Source organism: Pelotalea chapellei (assembly GCF_018531195.1).
GTDB classification, from domain to species: Bacteria; Desulfobacterota; Desulfuromonadia; order Geobacterales; family Pseudopelobacteraceae; genus Pelotalea; species Pelotalea chapellei.
On sequence record NZ_JAHDYS010000005.1, the window covers coordinates 229226 to 245256 of the forward strand.

Consider the following 16031-nt stretch of genomic DNA (forward strand, 5'->3'; position numbering starts at 1 on the left):
CGAATACTGCATAATAAGGAGTGACCGTGAGCAGGACAGCATTTATATTTCCCGGGCAGGGTTCTCAATATCCAGGCATGGGGAAGGAATTAGCCGCAACTTTCCCGGTTGCGCGTCAAGTTTTTGAAGAAGCTGATGACGCACTGGGCATGAAACTTTCTTCCCTCTGTTTTACGGGTAGTGAAGAGGAACTCAAACTTACAGCAAACACTCAGCCAGCCATTCTTACAGCAAGTATCGCCGTACTGAGAGTTGTTGAGCAGGAAACCGGACTTGAGCCTTCCTGCCTTGCCGGGCATTCCTTGGGCGAATATTCTGCATTGGTCTCTTCCGGCGTTTTATCTTTTGCCGATGCGGTTCGCACTGTTCGCGCACGTGGTACTTTCATGCAGGAAGCGGTGCCGGTTGGCACAGGAACCATGGCTGCCATGTTGAGTATTGAACCCGATGTACTGGAAGACATCTGCCAGGAAGCAGCTCATGGGGAAGTAGTTTCGCCAGCCAACTTCAATTCTCCTGGTCAAATAGTAATTGCTGGGCATACTACGGCAGTAAATCGTGCGATAGAGATTGCCAAGGCACGAGGCTTTAGAAAAACTATGCTGCTTCCTGTCAGCGCTCCTTTCCATTGCGCCTTGATGAAGCCAGCTGCCGATCGTTTATCAAAAGTACTTGATTCTATTGAATTATCCACCATGAAATTGCCGGTTGTTGCAAATGCTGACGCTGCGGCAAATAGTGACGGAAATCGTGTAAAATCACTTCTTGTCACTCAGGTTTGCGCACCGGTTCTTTGGGAACAGTCAGTTGCCGCCATGGTCACTAATGGAGTCACATCTTTCGTGGAAGTGGGACCTGGCAAAGTACTGAGTGGTTTGGTGAAAAGAATAACCAAAGAAGTATCCATAATGAATATCGAAGATGTCGCCGGTATCAAGTCAGTCGGAGAACGAGCATGATTCTTGAAGGTCAAGTCGCTCTGGTAACAGGGGCATCCCGTGGCATCGGCCGGGCAATAGCCTTGAAACTGGCAGGAGAGGGCGCATTCGTTGTCGCCACGGCGACATCAGAGACTGGTGCGCTTGCTACGGTAGAGGCAATTACGGCCCAGAATGGAACAGCGCGCGCAGTAAAGCTTGATGTTGTCAATGCGGCAGAAGTTGAGTCGCTTGTTAAGGCGGTCATCGCCGATCATGGTCGCCTCGATATCCTGGTCAATAACGCAGGAATCACCAAAGACGGTCTTCTCATGCGCATGAAAGAGGATGATTGGGATGCCGTGCTCGATACCAATCTTAAAGGCGCATTTCTTTGCACTCGTGAAGCTTCGAAAGTCATGACAAAATCGCGTTATGGCCGGATTGTCAACATCAGTTCGGTTGTGGGCGAAATGGGCAATCCTGGGCAGGCGAACTACTGTGCGAGTAAGGCAGGCATGTTCGGTATGACTAAATCAGCGGCTCGTGAACTTGCTAAACGTAATATAACAGTCAATGCTGTTGCTCCCGGATTTATCGAGACAGATATGACTTCTGAGCTGTCTGAAAAAGTTCGTGAATCGCTAATGCAGCAGATTCCTCTGGAGCGCCTTGGCTCTGCCGATGATATTGCCAATGCAGTCTTTTTCCTTGTGTCACCATCTTCTTCGTACATCACCGGGCATGTTCTCTCGGTCAATGGCGGCATGTACATGTGATTTGTCAAACTAAAATAAGATTGACTTTTAGCAGTTTCATAGCTAATCAAGCAGGTGTATTTCAACTAAAAAACAACCTGAACAAGGTTACATCACACGGAGGTGAAAGATGTCTGACATTGCAAAACGCGTAAAAGAAATCGTTGCTGAACAGTTAGGTGTTGAAGAAGCACAGGTAGTACCCGAAGCTTCCTTTATGGATGATCTGGGCGCCGACTCTCTCGACACAGTTGAATTGGTAATGGCTCTCGAAGAAGAGTTCGACATCGAGATTCCTGATGAGGATGCCGAAAAAATTCAATCCGTTAATGATGCAATCGAATACATTACCGAGCACAGCTGAAAACCAACATGATGTAGGTATGGAGGAGGGGAGCCGACTCCCCTCTTTCTGTTTAAGCTTTTAATGTAACGAACAGTTTTACACCGGGAGTCATACAACATGAGAAGAGTCGTTATTACAGGCGTCGGTGCAGTATCGCCCCTCGGAACAGGTAACGCAGCCAACTGGGACGCGCTGATCAGCGGCACCTCTGGTATTGGACGGATAACCCGTTTTGACGCTTCTGATATGCCTGTCAAAATTGCCGGTGAGGTTAAAGGTTTTAATGCCGAAGACTTCATCGAGAAAAAAGAGATCAAAAAAATGGATCTCTTCATCCAGTATTCCTTGGGTGCTGCTCATTTTGCCATGGAAGATTCAGGATTGATCATTGATGAAACAAACGCTGAGCGTGTAGGTGTTCTGGTAGGCGCCGGTTTAGGCGGCTTGCCGGCCATTGAACGCTATCACCTGTCCCTGCAGGAAGGTGGCTACAAGAAAATTTCTCCTTTCTTCATCCCCATGCTTATCATCAACCTGGCTCCTGGTCATATTTCCATCAAATATGGAGCCAAGGGACCCAACATTTCTTCGGTTTCCGCCTGCGCTACAGCTACTCATTCCATTGGTGATGCCTATCATATTATTAAGCGCGGAGACGCCGATGCAATGATTGCTGGCGGCACGGAATCAACCATAACCCCCCTTGGTATAGGCGGGTTCTCCGTCATGAAGGCTCTCTCCGATCGTAATGATTCACCTGAATCAGCTTCCCGGCCATTTGACAAAAACCGAGATGGGTTTGTAATGGGGGAGGGTGCTGGCATTGTCGTGCTGGAAGAATATGAGGCAGCCAAAGCTCGTGGCGCAAAAATTTATGGAGAGATCGTTGGTTATGGTTTGACTGGTGATGCCTATCATCTGACATCCCCGGCTCCTGGTGGAGAAGGTGCTGCCCGCTGCATGAAGATGACTCTCAAGAATGCCGGTGTGAATCCTGAATCTGTCGCTTACATTAATGCACATGGAACCTCAACGCCTTTGGGTGACATGTACGAGACGATGGCTATAAAAACAGTTTTTGGTGAGCATGCCAAGAAGCTGATGGTTTCATCGACGAAATCCATGACTGGACATCTTCTTGGTGCCGCAGGCGGTGTCGAGGCTGTTTTCACGCTTATGGCCATGAACAATAATGTTGTTCCGCCGACCATCAACTATGGAGAGCCTGATCCGGATTGCGATCTGGATTATGTTCCCAATACCGCACGTGATGCAAAAATCGAGTACGCCATGAGCAATAATTTTGGGTTCGGTGGTACCAACGCTACGCTGCTGTTTAAAAAAATATAGCTTTCGGAGTTTAAAATGTTAGTGATTGGCAGCGATCATGGTGGTCTCAACCTTAAAACGGCCCTTATCAGTTATCTTGGCCGCCGTGGCATAGAGGTGCATGACGCAGGCACAAATAACGATGCATCCGTTGACTACCCCACATATGGTCTCAAGGTTGCTGAGGAAGTCATTTCCGGTGAATCTGAACTGGGTGTATTGATTTGTGGAACCGGTATCGGCATGTCTATCGCGGCCAACAAGATCCCCGGTATTCGTGCCGCATTGGTAACTGATGTCTTTATGGCCCGCATGGCTAAAGAACACAATAATGCAAATATACTTGTGCTGGGTGGTCGTGTGCTCGATGAACAGAAGGCCTGTGACCTGGTAGGTGCATGGCTGGATGCCACTTTTGAAGGTGGTCGCCATCAAGGAAGACTTGATCTGATTACAGAAATTGAAAAGAACTATTGTAAATAAGTTTTTTTGTCAGGATTTTACGAGCGGGACTTTCATAAGTCCCGCTTCGCATTTGTAGAGCATGTATACGAAATTCTTTCATAAGGAGTTGTTGCCACATGACTATACTTTCTCAATTTGATCCGGAAATTGCAGCATCCATACAACTCGAAACCGAACGACAGGAATACAATCTGGAACTGATCGCTTCTGAAAATTTCGTGTCAGAAGCAGTAATGGAAGCTCAGGGTTCAATTCTAACGAACAAATATGCTGAAGGTTATCCAGGCAAGCGCTATTACGGCGGTTGCCACCACGTGGATGTTGTCGAACAGCTGGCCATCGACAGGGCAAAAGAACTTTTCGGTGCAGAACATGCCAATGTTCAGCCCCACTCCGGTTCTCAGGCCAACATGGCTGTATATTTTGCTGCCTGTAAGCCAGGTGACACCATTCTTGGCATGAATCTTAGCCACGGTGGACATTTGACCCACGGCAGTCCTGTCAACTTTTCCGGCCGTTTTTTCAATATTGTACCTTATGGAGTTTCTCCTGAAACTCAAACTATCGATTATGCTGAGGTAGAGCGCCTTGCAAGCGAGCACAAGCCGAAAATGATCGTTGTCGGCGCCTCAGCCTATCCCCGCACAATTGACTTTGCAGCATTCCGTACAATAGCTGACAAAGTGGGTGCGGTTGTCATGGTAGATATGGCACATATTGCTGGCCTGGTAGCCGCAGGAGTTCATCCCAGTCCCGTCCCCTATGCCGAATATGTCACCACTACTACCCATAAAACCCTGCGTGGCCCGCGTGGTGGCATGATTTTGTGTCGTGAGGAGCTTGCCAAGGGAATCAATTCCCAGATTTTTCCTGGGATCCAGGGTGGGCCGCTCATGCACGTTATTGCTGCTAAAGCGGTCGCATTTAAAGAGGCGCTGCAGCCTGAGTTCAAAAGTTATCAACAGCAGATTGTCAAAAATGCCAAGGCGTTATCAGAAGCATTAATGAGCCGAGGATTCAAACTGACAAGCGGCGGCACGGATAACCATCTCATGCTGGTAGATTTTTCCGGCACCGACACAACGGGTAAAGCAGCAGAAGAAGCATTGGACAAAGCGGGTATTACGGTCAACAAAAACACCGTGCCCTTTGAAACCCGCTCACCTTTTGTCACTTCTGGTATCCGTATCGGAACACCAGCTTGTACATCCCATGGCCTTAAAGAAACCGAAATGGACCAGGTGGCAGGCTTTATTGCCGATGCTGTTGCCAACATCGGCAATGATCAGAAGCTGGAAGCAATCAAGTCACAGGTAAACCAATTGATGAAACGCTTCCCGCTCTACGCACAGCGTCTGATTTGAGTCTCCAACATATTTGCAAAACATGCGGCGCTGTCGGTCACACCGGCAGCGCCGTATTTTATTCACGCTCTCCGCAGTTTCGTCTTTCTTGACTTTTCGCCACTATTTTAGCTACTATGCGCGTCTTATGAAAAAGATAACCAGACAGATAAAAATAGGTACTGTACGCATCGGTGGTGATGCACCTTGTGCTGTACAGTCCATGTGCTCCACAGACACTCGAAATATATCCGCTACTTTGACACAGATACAGGGACTCGCTGTCGGTGGCTGCGAGATAATTCGTTGTGCTGTACCGGACATGGATGCAGCTGTTACACTAAGTAAAATCAAAAACGAGAGTCCCATACCGGTTATTGCTGATATTCATTTCGATTACAAGTTAGCACTGAAGGTACTGGAAGGTGGTATAGACGGTCTGCGCCTCAACCCGGGTAATATAGGTGATCACTGGAAGGTTGCCGAAGTTGTCAAGGCAGCTTCTGAGCGGCAGGTTCCGATTCGTATCGGAGTCAACGCGGGTTCACTCGAGAAAGAACTCCTTGAGCGTTATGGGCATCCTACAGCAGAAGCAATGGTGGAATCAGCGCTAGGTCATGTCCGCATTCTGGAAGACTTGGGCTATCAGGAAATAAAAATCTCTCTTAAAGCTTCAGATGTCATGAAAACCGTATCCGCTTACCGTTTGCTTTCCACCAAAGTTGATTACCCACTGCACATAGGCATTACCGAAGCTGGTACGCTTTTTTCCGGAACGATAAAGTCTTCAGTCGGTCTTGGAATTCTTCTGTCCGAAGGCATAGGAGACACTCTGCGTGTTTCACTTACGGGTGATGTGCTTGATGAGGTCAGGGTGGGATATGAAATTCTGAAAAGCCTGGGATTGCGTCAACGGGGTGTCAATTTTGTATCCTGTCCGACGTGCGGCAGGTGCCAGATTAATCTTGTTCAGGTTGCTGAAACCGTTGAACGTCGCCTTCAGGGTATAGATAAGCAGATTACTGTTGCTGTCATGGGCTGTGCCGTAAACGGTCCCGGCGAAGCACGTGAGGCAGATGTCGGAATAGCTGGAGGAAAAGGGGAGGGGCTTCTTTTCCGACATGGCGAAATAATCCGCAAGGTGCCTGAAGATCAGCTGGCAGAGGCATTAATCGATGAAATAAACAAGCTGTAATCTAATAATCTTATTGAGGTCTTAATGTTCTATTCTCGTTATTTCATTCCTACTGTCAAGGAAATCCCATCAGATGCCGAGGTAATTTCACACCAGCTGATGCTGCGAAGCGGAATGATCCGCAAGTTGGCTGCCGGAATCTATAATTATCTGCCGATGGGACTGCGATCAATTCGCAAATTTGAAGCTATTGTACGTGAGGAGATGAATCGGGCTGGTGCCATCGAGATGCTCATGCCCAGTGTACAGCCAGCCGAGTTATGGCAGGAATCAGGGCGTTGGCAATTCTATGGTAAAGAGTTACTTCGCTTTAAAGATCGCAAAGATAATGACTTTTGCATGGGACCTACTCATGAAGAAGTTATTACCGATATGGTACGGAGAGAAATCAAGAGCTATCGCCAGATGCCGCTCAATTTCTATCAGATTCAGACCAAGTTTCGCGATGAAATACGCCCAAGGTTCGGATTGATGCGAGGCCGTGAATTCATCATGAAGGATGCATATTCCTTCGATGTGGATAGTTCTGCGGCTGACAGTTCTTACGAGAAGATGTATCAGGCATACCATCGCATTTTTGAAAGGTGCGGGTTGAACTTTCGTGCTGTTGAGGCTGATACCGGAAGCATCGGAGGGTCTTCTTCGCATGAGTTTATGGTGCTGGCAGATTCCGGTGAAGATGCAATTGTTTCCTGCAACACATGCCGGTATGCTGCCAATGTAGAGAAAGCCGAGGCAAGAAATGTCCAGTCTGCAGCTAAAGCTGAACAACTGCCTTTGCAAAAAACTGCTACGCCGGAAATGAAGACCATTACAGATGTAGCTAATTTTTTACGCATGTCAGCTGATAAAACAATCAAGACTCTGGTGTATTCATCAAGTGCGGGAGAGCACGTCATGGCTCTCTTGCGCGGAGATCACGATCTGAACGAGATCAAGCTGAAGAATCATCTCTCTTGGGATGAGATTGAGATGGCAACCGAGACAGATATTCAAAAGATAACAGGATCGCCTGTTGGCTTTCTGGGGCCAGTGGGACTTAAGCAGAAGGTAACAGTAATAGCCGATCTGGCAGTTCAAGGAATGATTAATGTCGTGATTGGAGCTAACGAAAAGGACATGCACTTCACTAATGCCAATCTGGAACGTGACTTTGCTCCTGACCGCTTCGTTGATATCCGCAATGTTGTAACAGGTGACGCATGCCCACGTTGTGATTCCGGTAAACTGGAGATGTGGCGGGGAATAGAGGTTGGGCATGTATTTAAGCTGGGAACGAAATACTCTAAAGCTCTAAATGCCACTTATCTCGATGCTGATGGCAAAGAGCAAGTCATCTTTATGGGTTGCTATGGTATCGGCATCGGTCGTACTGTGGCCGCCGCAATTGAACAGAACCATGACGAAAACGGAATCATCTTCCCGCTGCCCATCGCGCCTTTCCATTGCGCTGTGGTTGCCCTGAACACCAAAGATTCCGGAGTAATGGCCGCTGCGGAAGATATGTATAAAAAACTTGAAAGTTCCGGTATCGAAGTACTCTTTGATGATCGGGACGAACGTCCCGGTGTCAAATTTAAAGACAACGATCTTATAGGAATACCACTACGAATTGTTGTTGGCAGTAAAGGGTTAGCCGAAGGCAAGGTGGAGGTTAAAATTCGTGCTACAGGTGAGGTTCAACTGCTGCCGATAGAGGATGCAGTCGAGCATATCTGCAAAATGGTTGCAACTGCCTTGGGCAGCAGTAAATAACCGCTCCGCGAGGTTGTTATGCAGATGAATATTTGGGATCCACAACACGAAACAATGCCTCGCGAGGAACTGGAACAGTTGCAGTTGGAGCGACTGCAGGCCACCCTTAACCGTGCTTACAAGAATGTCACCTGTTATCGGACAAAGTTCAAAAGCCTCGGTATTGTGCCTGAAGACATAAGCTCTCTCGCTGATCTTTCCAAACTACCGTTCACAACCAAGGAAGATCTGAGGGTCAATTATCCCTATGGCATGTTTGCGGTCCCTTTACGGGAAGTTGTGCGTATTCATTCGTCTTCAGGTACCACAGGTAAGCCGACTGTAGTCGGTTACACGAAAAATGATCTTAAGATGTGGTCGAATCTGGTTGCCCGCTTTATGACGGCGGCTGGCGTTACTCACGACGATGTTGTGCAGATAGCTTTCGGTTACGGCATGTTTACGGGGGCGTTCGGGCTTCATTACGGGTCAGAGGCCATCGGGGCTGCTGTAATTCCCATGAGTGGCGGTAATACAGACAAACAGATCATGATCATGCAGGATTACAAGACCTCTGCTTTGGTGTGTACTCCCAGTTATGCCATCACGATAGCAGATAGGATTGAAAAACAGCAAATTGATCCAAAAACTCTATCGCTCAAGGTGGGGTTATTTGGCGGCGAACCTTGGTCAGAGTCAATGAGACGAGAGATTGAAACACGATTATCTATCAGCGCAACAGATAATTATGGGCTTTCCGAAATCATTGGTCCGGGTGTGGCTGGAGAATGTCAGTGCAAATGCGGCATGCATATTTCAGAAGACGCCTTCATCGCTGAAATTATTGATCCTGAAACATGTGAGGTATTGCCGTTGGGCAGCATTGGCGAGCTTGTGCTGACAACCATCAGCAAGGAAGCGTTTCCAATGATACGGTACAGGACTCGTGACATCACTAGCCTTATGTACAAGACTTGTGATTGCGGTCGAACCATGGTCCGCATGAAAAAGACGATGGGACGCTCAGATGACATGCTCATAATTAAAGGTGTAAATGTTTTTCCTTCCCAAATCGAGGAGGTACTGATTGCAATCGAAGGATGTCAACCTCATTATCAGCTGATAGTGGACCGGAAGGGAGCAATGGATGTGCTGGAGGTCTGCATTGAAGTTACAGAAAACATCTTCTTCGATGAAATGAAGCGGCAAAGAGCTTTTTTGGAAATGGTCGAGAAAAAGATTGATTCCGTACTCGGTGTAAGTGTTACCGTAAAGCTTGTGGAGCCCAATAGCATTCCTCGGCACGAAGGTAAGTCACTGCGAGTGATTGACAGGCGATCTTTGTAGCCCAGTAATACATCGACAGAATCTGCGGCGTACTTTTCAGGTACGCCGTTTTTTGTTCCTGCTTACAATAGAAGACATCAACTTTACATAATATAACTTATGGGCGATTATTATCGGGCCTCCAATTCATTAAAAGGAGGTTTTCCATGGTGAAGTTGCTTCCCGTTCGTCCATCGAATCCGAAATGCCCCACGTGTAAAAAGTATATTGCTGTCAATCCGTTTGGTGAGTGGTCGCGTTGTGCCGCCTGTGGTATGGCTTTTCGTGATATTGATCTTCGTTACCTCTGGGGCTATTCACAAGCACATCCTTATGTTTCACCTCCGTTGCCAATTCCTCCGGTTGTCAAGTCCGTTCTCCTCCCCTCTGGCAGTTATAGAATCACAAAGCGTTATGTCAAGTTGGATGAGAGTAAACAAATGTCTCTTTTCGGGGGTGATTTGTGAAAACTCTCTCGGAAGTTTGCAAGCCTACCTATAAGCGATATCACTGTGTCTGTCCTGTCTGTGGTTACGTTACTCGTAGCCAGTTTTATATGATTCAAGACTGCGATGCTTGCTCTGTCTGGTTCGCCGAAATTCTTTATTTCGATGCCTGCTCTGTCTGGATTGCTGAGGCTTACGGGGGTGTGCGGTGAAAAAGCACCCATCTAATAACATGGGTGCAGAATTTACAGCGCCCGTTGCTCCAAAGGAAAACCAGATTTTGATTGATTGGTTTGCTTGGACTCTTAAGGTCGATGACCCGCGAGAGGCTATTCTTTTGTCTGGCCTTGATTCAATGGATTTTCAAAAGTCTTCTGGTGGTGGCATGGGGTATAAGTCAACGCTTCGCTCTGGTAATGTCGTTGTCTATTATGATGGTAATGACGGCATGGGTTGTCATGTTTCTTTGACTGGTCAAGGTTGCCGTCAATATGAGGCGTACAAGGGTACTAAGCATTGTTGGTATCAGCTTATGGTTCAACTTATGAAAGTAAAGGCAAATTTTACACGTTTAGATCTTGCGATTGATAATGTCGATGGTGCTTTAAGACTTGATAGGCTTTTGGAAGCTATTGAGACAAAGTCTGTTCGTTCTAAGTTCAAAAAAGGGCAACGTATAAATGGTTTTAGTCTTGGTGATGAATCAGAGGTAGCAGACGGAGAAACTATCTATTTGGGTTCGAAGGCTTCGCGCTTCAAGATACGTTTTTATGACAAGGCTGCACAAATGAATATACCGAATCAGCATTGGGTTAGGTGTGAACTCCAATGTATGGCTGAGCGTGCAATTGAAGCAGTTAAACATTTGCTTCGTGGTGTAGATGTAGGCCATCTTGCTTTCTCTATAATTAATAACTACTTCACACCAATAAATAAGGATGATTCAAATATTTCTAGGTGTTCAACACAAGCTTGGTGGTCTGCGTGGTTGGCAACTACTGATATTCTTAAATTAAGTACTTCTAAAATGCTCAAGCTCGTCGATGAATCTATGGAACATTTGAAGCGTCAATATTCAGCTACTATTGCAATGTGTCGAAAGTACTTGGGCGTTGCTCGGTTTCGATCCTTCATGGATGATCTGCTTGAAACAGGAAAAGAAAAACTCACAAAAAAACATGCACTTATTATTAAAACTTCAAGGCTTGCTTATGCTTCAAGCTTGCCGTTCTAGGGGGAACAAATGGCTCCGCATCATCCAATATCAAAATTACCATGTGATGTAAAAATGATTGAATCTGGTCTCTACTCTGTAACGTTCATAATGCCTGAATCTCAAATTTCTCCGTTTGTCGGTATACTGAATTCATTAACTGATCTGTTGCAGGGTTTGAGTTGGCGGGTAAAAACGAATATTGACGGAATTCATGCTCGAAATGCTGTCCAGCAAATAAAAAATGATGAAATACTTGTTGAATATGAGAAACATGCTGTTACTGTTTTCCAAACACTTGTAAATAAAGGCAATTCTCCACGAGAGTCATTGAGTATGACTGTCTCAAAAGTACATGAAAAATTCCCTTTTTCATCGTTCGACAGCATTAAAAAAATATTAACAAAAAATAAATTGTTAAAGAATACGGGCTTTTACAAGTCAAAATGAAAAAACTGACTTTTTTCTTGTGTTATTGCTCTTGCAACAAAATTAAACAAAAAAAAGGAGTTAAACGAATGAGAGTTAAAGCTCAAGTTTTAAGTATCTTTTCCGGTACGTTTAAAGATGAAAAAGGGGTTGAAAAGCCATATTATCAGTTGGAGGTTCTTGACGCAGAGGCAACAAAAAAAGAAGTGCTGCGCCTAAAGCTCAAATCAGAATTGCTCGATACCGTTGCACCTTCTGTCGGGAAGATCGCCAATATCAATGTTGATTTTGTGGCCGGAAAACTCGCTTTTGCCGGGTTTGCAAATTAATGTTCCGGCATTTGATGGTTCTGGGTAGTGTTGCGGCTGTATTGTCTGGTTGTGTCTCGACAAATTATAGGTCGTACTACCCAGAACCATTTACTCATGAGTCCATTGTTCGCTGGCAACAAAGTTCAATTTTTTGATCGGAACCTATATGCGGCGCGGTTTAGCTAAAATTTGTATATTGTTCATTTTTGTTTTTCTGCCTGTTTTAGCATTTGCTTCTCCTGTTCCACTTTATGGTGGTTATGTTCCTGCTACTGCATTTGATCCTGTTCAACTGTCAACTACTGCTTCAACTTCTTATATCGCTCTTAATCGTACGCAAAATAGTTTATTGAGCCTTGCAAATAATCTTTCTTACGCCCAATTTTATCTTGAGACGATTAATACAAATATTTCATCTATTTACCTTGATACATACAATACCAGGCGTACTGTAGATGCTATTCCTCCGCGTTTTAATAATATTTCTTCCAAACTTTCGACTATCGAGAGGAAACTAAATAATATCTCTGGCACTGAGGATGGTATGGATTATAAAACTGCTGTTTTAGTCGGTCTTTGTCTCGCTGTTATATTCGCCATAACGTGGAGGGGCTAAATCATGGAATACGTTTATCCAATAGTCCAATCATACGGTCTTGGTATGACAGTTTGGTTTATGACTTGGGGCCTTAATCGTACGTATCTTACATTCAAGAAGTTTGTCAGTTAAAAAGCGGGTAGTACCCCTCCCCCCTGCCGCTCTGCGGTAGGGTGGGAGGTATTAACCAGCCTTCTCCTTGGGAGTCGGTATTCAAGCGCAAAAAGGAGCGCACTAAAATGAAAAAACGTATTTTGTCTGGTCTCGCTGTTGTTGGTTCTGTTGTTACTGCCGCTGTTCCCTCTTTCGCTGCCGCTACACTTGATTTTACCGGTGTTGGCACTGCTGTTACTGCTGAACTTTCCCCTGCCATTGCTGCCGCTATGCCTATTGCCGGTACTATTCTGGCCGCTGGTATTGCTTGGAAGCTTTACAAAAAGTTTACCAAGTAATTTGAACGAAAAAGCTAACAGGGGTTTTCCGCTTCCTCTGTTGGCTTTCTCAATTCACTAGTGGTTGGGGTTTTTTATGAAAAAAATAATCTGTTCTCTCGTTATTATCGCTCTTTCTGTCTCCCCTGCCCTCGCTATTGCTCCTTTGATTCTTACTGCTGCGGAAGTTGCTGCTCCTTTTGTTGTTCAAGCTGGTGTCAAGTATCTTCTTCCTACGTCTGCTACTTCTAATGTTCCTTCATACGGTTCAGCCGATAATTATGGTCTAAAACGTAATTCAATAGGTACCGTTATGGCCTCCGTTGGTGCTGCTGCTGTTCTGACTATCGGTTTTGAGGCTTTGCGTACTTATGTCGATTCCAATAAATCTTCACATCCTTTGCTTGATTCTGCTTTAAATGCTAATAAAAATTATTTTGCTCCTAGTGACATTCCAGGTCTTGGTTCTGGTTCTCAGACTTTGCCCCTCAATACTGTTCTTAAGGCTTCTGGTAATAACTATTATAAAATTGTTGGTGCTGGTTCTGTTTCTCCTCGTAATGCTTGTTATACTCCTTCCATCGATGCTATCAGCTATTCCTCCGGTCAGATAAATGTTTTAACTTTCGGTGGTAGCGGCGATTGTTCTATGTACGCTGGTACTCTTCGAGCTAATGCTATGACTTCCTATCCTGTCGTTTCTGTTACTGCACCGGTTCCTTCTCCTAGTACTCAGGAACAATTTAATGCTTTAGTTGCTCCTTTTGGTTCTATCTCTCCTGCTTATCAACCTGAAATTGATAGCGCTTTTCGTTTGGGTGTCCCTTTTTCTTCTTCTTTGCCTTCTTCGGAGCTTGCAAAGGTTGACCAGAATTATGCTCGTCAGGAACAGATTACTCACCTTAATAATGCGGTACAAAATGCTACAAATATTTATAATAATTATCCTTCTGATTCAACTTTACAATCTTTGAATGACATTAAAGCTCAACTCGCCGCTGCTCAAGCTCAACAGGCTTCTGAGTCAGCCGATCAATCTAAGGACGAAAAAGCCTCGGAAGTACTCAATGTTCCCACTGCAGAAGCTCCTGTCGCTTTTAACCTTAATAAATTGAATGACCTTAAAGGTGCTATGTCTGGTGCATATCCCTTTAATTATATTTCTAGAATTTCATCTTATTTCGATGCTCTTGCCACTTCTAATCATGCGGCTCCTGTTTTCGATTTTCATATTTATAAAGATATTAATGCCCATGTTGATTTGTCCTTTTTTGACCCTGTTATGGATGTTGTCCGTTGGGTGCTTTCTCTTCTTCTTTCTGTTGGTGCGATTATGTTTGTTATTAAGTTCTATAGGGGGGTTTCTTAATGGCCGTTTTATTCACCCCTTTGGTTACTTGGCTCATAGGTTTCGCTACTGTTTACCTTGTGGCTCAGACAAATGCGGGCATGAAGTTGTTGCAAGGTGTTTTTGATACCATAATAACTTTCAGTATCCAGTTTATATCGCTTTTCCCTGACTGTGTTGGTTCTTGTCTTGAGGCTGTTAATGCTCCTGTTTCTGGTGCAGTTTTAAATTCTTTCCTTATGGCTTTAAATTGGGTGTTCCCTGTTACTTTCTTTATCTCTCTGGTTAATTTTATGACTTGTGGCTTGATGGCTTTTGTGGCTATTGCTCCTGTTGCTCGTTGGCTTAAGCTCCTAAACTGAGGCTTCTATGATTGAAATTGCACAAGGTACTCCCGGCAGTGGTAAGAGTGCCGTTGCTGTTGCTCGTGCTATTATGCACCTTAAAAAAGGCGGGGTTGTTGCCGCTAATTTTTCACTTGTCGATGGTTGGGCTGATGAAGTTTCAAAAAGGAATTTTCTAGGTAAATTTTCCCCTTCACATCGTCAAAAGATTGCATCCTCTCTTTATCCTCGTTTTTATCGTGTCAACTCTGTTTCCGCTATTAGGAAAATTGATCCAAGAAAACAAGCTGTTCATTTGTATAAAGACAAGGGCGGTTATTCTGAGGGTTCCGGCCTCCTTATAATTGATGAGTGCCAGCTTGTTTTTAATTCCCGTAAATGGGGGAAAAACATGGATTGGATAGAGTTTTTTACCCAGCATAGAAAACTCGGTTGGAACGTTATTCTAATTGCTCATTCAATAGAGATGGTTGATAGTCAGATTAGACCATTAGCCGAATACGCTAGTACATTCCGTAATATGCAAAAACTCAAGCTTCCTGTTGTCGGTTTGCCTATGTCTCCTTTTCCCCTTTTCCTTGTTATAAAAAGGTATGCTGGTCTCGGTGCTGGTGCCTCTGTTGTTGCTGATCGTGATTTATTCCCCTTGCCATTGTGGGCGGCTCGGCTTTATGATTCGCTTGAGGTGTTCAGTGCTGACTCATGGGGAAGGGATACTGATCCTGTTCACTGTGGCAGTCCTCCCCAGGTTGAAAAAGGGACACAAAAAACATGGGTTCGTTGTTCCACCCTTCACGGGCCGCACTGGGATGAGTATTTGCAGACAATTTCCTAGAAAAGTGGTCGTGGTGTCTCGGTCGATTTAATAATATAAATATAATATTATAATTTTATAATTAAATTAAATTTTAATAGGGCAATAATCATGCCATTGGAAATTAATAAAATAATTTCAAGTACTTATAGATAAGGCATATATCATGCCATTATTTTTTAATTAGTTTTGTGGACTCGTCCCCTGTGTTAAATTTTAGTTCAAGTGGCTATATTCTCGGGAGGTTTGCTCGGTGATCTGTGATTCGACAATGATCTGTGATTGGTGTGGGGGAGAAATGGTCGTACGTGAGAGGTTGTCCGGTTCTAAGACTGGTCAAAGGTATTATGTTTGTCAGAACTGGCCAAAGTGCAGAAATCAAAAGGGATATGCCGAACAAGGAAAAGAGCTTGGCAAGTGGGGGCTTGTTGGTCGCGTCCTTTCGAGAAGCAATAAGTAATTGCTTTAATGGGGGATATGATATGCCTGCGTCCGAAGGATAAACAACCGCCGTGAGCGCTGTCCATTAAGAGAGACACCAGGACACGGGCCATGATGATGATTACCCGCTGATCAACGTACACCCCACACTCAAAACCAATATGTTAACAGTAGCAAATACCTCTGTTGTGTGATTATGGGGAAATAATATGCCTGCGTCCGAAGGACAAACAACCGCCGTGA

At 44.9% G+C, this 16031-nt stretch carries 19 protein-coding genes; all 19 read left to right on the forward strand.

Annotation, left to right across the window (positions count from 1 at the left end; all coding sequences use genetic code 11):
* Positions 1-26: 26 nt before the first annotated feature.
* Positions 27-959, forward strand: a complete 933-nt coding sequence (gene fabD, locus KJB30_RS07430; protein WP_214297521.1) for an ACP S-malonyltransferase — start codon at positions 27-29, stop codon at positions 957-959.
* Entirely contained in the window at positions 956-1696 is a 741-nt protein-coding gene (gene fabG, locus KJB30_RS07435) for a 3-oxoacyl-[acyl-carrier-protein] reductase (RefSeq protein ID WP_214297523.1), read from the forward strand. Before fabD ends, fabG begins: the two co-directional genes overlap by 4 nt.
* A gap of 109 nt (positions 1697-1805) precedes the next feature.
* The gene (gene acpP / locus KJB30_RS07440; protein WP_214297525.1) at positions 1806-2039 is read left to right on the forward strand and encodes an acyl carrier protein; all 234 of its coding nucleotides are present in this window, start codon (positions 1806-1808) and stop codon (positions 2037-2039) included.
* A gap of 99 nt (positions 2040-2138) precedes the next feature.
* Positions 2139-3371, forward strand: a complete 1233-nt coding sequence (gene fabF / locus KJB30_RS07445; protein ID WP_214297533.1) for a beta-ketoacyl-ACP synthase II — start codon at positions 2139-2141, stop codon at positions 3369-3371.
* Between the two features lie 15 nt (positions 3372-3386).
* Entirely contained in the window at positions 3387-3833 is a 447-nt protein-coding gene (gene rpiB, locus KJB30_RS07450; RefSeq protein ID WP_214297535.1) for a ribose 5-phosphate isomerase B, read from the forward strand.
* A 98-nt stretch (positions 3834-3931) separates the two neighbouring features.
* The gene (glyA, locus tag KJB30_RS07455; protein WP_214297537.1) at positions 3932-5179 is read left to right on the forward strand and encodes a serine hydroxymethyltransferase; all 1248 of its coding nucleotides are present in this window, start codon (positions 3932-3934) and stop codon (positions 5177-5179) included.
* Positions 5180-5306: 127 nt separating this feature from the next.
* Entirely contained in the window at positions 5307-6353 is a 1047-nt protein-coding gene (gene ispG / locus KJB30_RS07460) for a flavodoxin-dependent (E)-4-hydroxy-3-methylbut-2-enyl-diphosphate synthase (protein WP_214297539.1), read from the forward strand.
* A 24-nt stretch (positions 6354-6377) separates the two neighbouring features.
* Positions 6378-8108, forward strand: a complete 1731-nt coding sequence (locus KJB30_RS07465; RefSeq protein ID WP_214297541.1) for a proline--tRNA ligase — start codon at positions 6378-6380, stop codon at positions 8106-8108.
* Positions 8109-8132: 24 nt separating this feature from the next.
* Positions 8133-9434, forward strand: coding sequence for a phenylacetate--CoA ligase family protein (locus KJB30_RS07470; protein WP_214297592.1), 1302 nt, complete (start codon positions 8133-8135; stop codon positions 9432-9434).
* A gap of 146 nt (positions 9435-9580) precedes the next feature.
* Positions 9581-9880 carry an LIM domain-containing protein gene (locus tag KJB30_RS07475; protein WP_214297542.1) on the forward strand — a complete coding sequence of 100 codons (300 nt, stop codon included), beginning with the start codon at positions 9581-9583 and terminating at the stop codon, positions 9878-9880.
* A gap of 187 nt (positions 9881-10067) precedes the next feature.
* Positions 10068-11093 (forward strand): replication initiation factor domain-containing protein, encoded by a 1026-nt coding sequence (locus tag KJB30_RS07480; protein ID WP_214297550.1) that lies wholly within the window; start codon positions 10068-10070, stop codon positions 11091-11093.
* A gap of 9 nt (positions 11094-11102) precedes the next feature.
* Positions 11103-11522 carry a hypothetical protein gene (locus KJB30_RS07485; RefSeq protein WP_214297551.1) on the forward strand — a complete coding sequence of 140 codons (420 nt, stop codon included), beginning with the start codon at positions 11103-11105 and terminating at the stop codon, positions 11520-11522.
* Between the two features lie 68 nt (positions 11523-11590).
* The gene (locus KJB30_RS07490) at positions 11591-11830 is read left to right on the forward strand and encodes a hypothetical protein (RefSeq protein WP_214297552.1); all 240 of its coding nucleotides are present in this window, start codon (positions 11591-11593) and stop codon (positions 11828-11830) included.
* Between the two features lie 148 nt (positions 11831-11978).
* Complete coding sequence (locus KJB30_RS07495; RefSeq protein ID WP_214297553.1) at positions 11979-12428, forward strand: hypothetical protein; 450 nt, start codon at positions 11979-11981, stop codon at positions 12426-12428.
* A gap of 221 nt (positions 12429-12649) precedes the next feature.
* Positions 12650-12862, forward strand: a complete 213-nt coding sequence (locus KJB30_RS07500) for a major coat protein (RefSeq protein ID WP_214297554.1) — start codon at positions 12650-12652, stop codon at positions 12860-12862.
* Positions 12863-12938: 76 nt separating this feature from the next.
* A complete protein-coding gene (locus tag KJB30_RS07505) occupies positions 12939-14210 on the forward strand; it encodes a hypothetical protein (RefSeq protein WP_214297555.1) in 1272 nt (423 codons plus the stop codon).
* Positions 14210-14551, forward strand: a complete 342-nt coding sequence (locus KJB30_RS07510) for a hypothetical protein (RefSeq protein ID WP_214297557.1) — start codon at positions 14210-14212, stop codon at positions 14549-14551. The genes KJB30_RS07505 and KJB30_RS07510 overlap by 1 nt, the downstream gene beginning before the upstream one ends.
* A gap of 7 nt (positions 14552-14558) precedes the next feature.
* Positions 14559-15368 carry a zonular occludens toxin domain-containing protein gene (locus KJB30_RS07515; RefSeq protein ID WP_214297559.1) on the forward strand — a complete coding sequence of 270 codons (810 nt, stop codon included), beginning with the start codon at positions 14559-14561 and terminating at the stop codon, positions 15366-15368.
* 250 nt (positions 15369-15618) lie between these two features.
* Positions 15619-15807: a topoisomerase DNA-binding C4 zinc finger domain-containing protein gene (locus KJB30_RS18430; RefSeq protein ID WP_367618943.1), complete on the forward strand. Its 189-nt coding sequence runs from the start codon at positions 15619-15621 to the stop codon at positions 15805-15807.
* Positions 15808-16031 lie beyond the last annotated feature (224 nt).

Excerpts from the sequence above, each read along its gene's own strand:
- KJB30_RS07465 (WP_214297541.1), top strand. The coding sequence starts at position 6,378 with ATGTTCTATTCTCGTTATTTCATTCCTACTGTCAAGGAAATCCCATCA.
- KJB30_RS07515 (WP_214297559.1), top strand. The coding sequence starts at position 14,559 with ATGATTGAAATTGCACAAGGTACTCCCGGCAGTGGTAAGAGTGCCGTT.
- KJB30_RS07505 (WP_214297555.1), top strand. The coding sequence starts at position 12,939 with ATGAAAAAAATAATCTGTTCTCTCGTTATTATCGCTCTTTCTGTCTCC.
- fabF (WP_214297533.1), top strand. The coding sequence starts at position 2,139 with ATGAGAAGAGTCGTTATTACAGGCGTCGGTGCAGTATCGCCCCTCGGA.
- KJB30_RS07500 (WP_214297554.1), top strand. The coding sequence starts at position 12,650 with ATGAAAAAACGTATTTTGTCTGGTCTCGCTGTTGTTGGTTCTGTTGTT.
- KJB30_RS07495 (WP_214297553.1), top strand. The coding sequence starts at position 11,979 with ATGCGGCGCGGTTTAGCTAAAATTTGTATATTGTTCATTTTTGTTTTT.
- fabG (WP_214297523.1), top strand. The coding sequence starts at position 956 with ATGATTCTTGAAGGTCAAGTCGCTCTGGTAACAGGGGCATCCCGTGGC.
- KJB30_RS07490 (WP_214297552.1), top strand. The coding sequence starts at position 11,591 with ATGAGAGTTAAAGCTCAAGTTTTAAGTATCTTTTCCGGTACGTTTAAA.
- KJB30_RS07470 (WP_214297592.1), top strand. The coding sequence starts at position 8,133 with ATGAATATTTGGGATCCACAACACGAAACAATGCCTCGCGAGGAACTG.
- acpP (WP_214297525.1), top strand. The coding sequence starts at position 1,806 with ATGTCTGACATTGCAAAACGCGTAAAAGAAATCGTTGCTGAACAGTTA.
- KJB30_RS07485 (WP_214297551.1), top strand. The coding sequence starts at position 11,103 with ATGGCTCCGCATCATCCAATATCAAAATTACCATGTGATGTAAAAATG.
- KJB30_RS07475 (WP_214297542.1), top strand. The coding sequence starts at position 9,581 with ATGGTGAAGTTGCTTCCCGTTCGTCCATCGAATCCGAAATGCCCCACG.
- ispG (WP_214297539.1), top strand. The coding sequence starts at position 5,307 with ATGAAAAAGATAACCAGACAGATAAAAATAGGTACTGTACGCATCGGT.
- KJB30_RS18430 (WP_367618943.1), top strand. The coding sequence starts at position 15,619 with ATGATCTGTGATTGGTGTGGGGGAGAAATGGTCGTACGTGAGAGGTTG.
- glyA (WP_214297537.1), top strand. The coding sequence starts at position 3,932 with ATGACTATACTTTCTCAATTTGATCCGGAAATTGCAGCATCCATACAA.
- KJB30_RS07510 (WP_214297557.1), top strand. The coding sequence starts at position 14,210 with ATGGCCGTTTTATTCACCCCTTTGGTTACTTGGCTCATAGGTTTCGCT.
- rpiB (WP_214297535.1), top strand. The coding sequence starts at position 3,387 with ATGTTAGTGATTGGCAGCGATCATGGTGGTCTCAACCTTAAAACGGCC.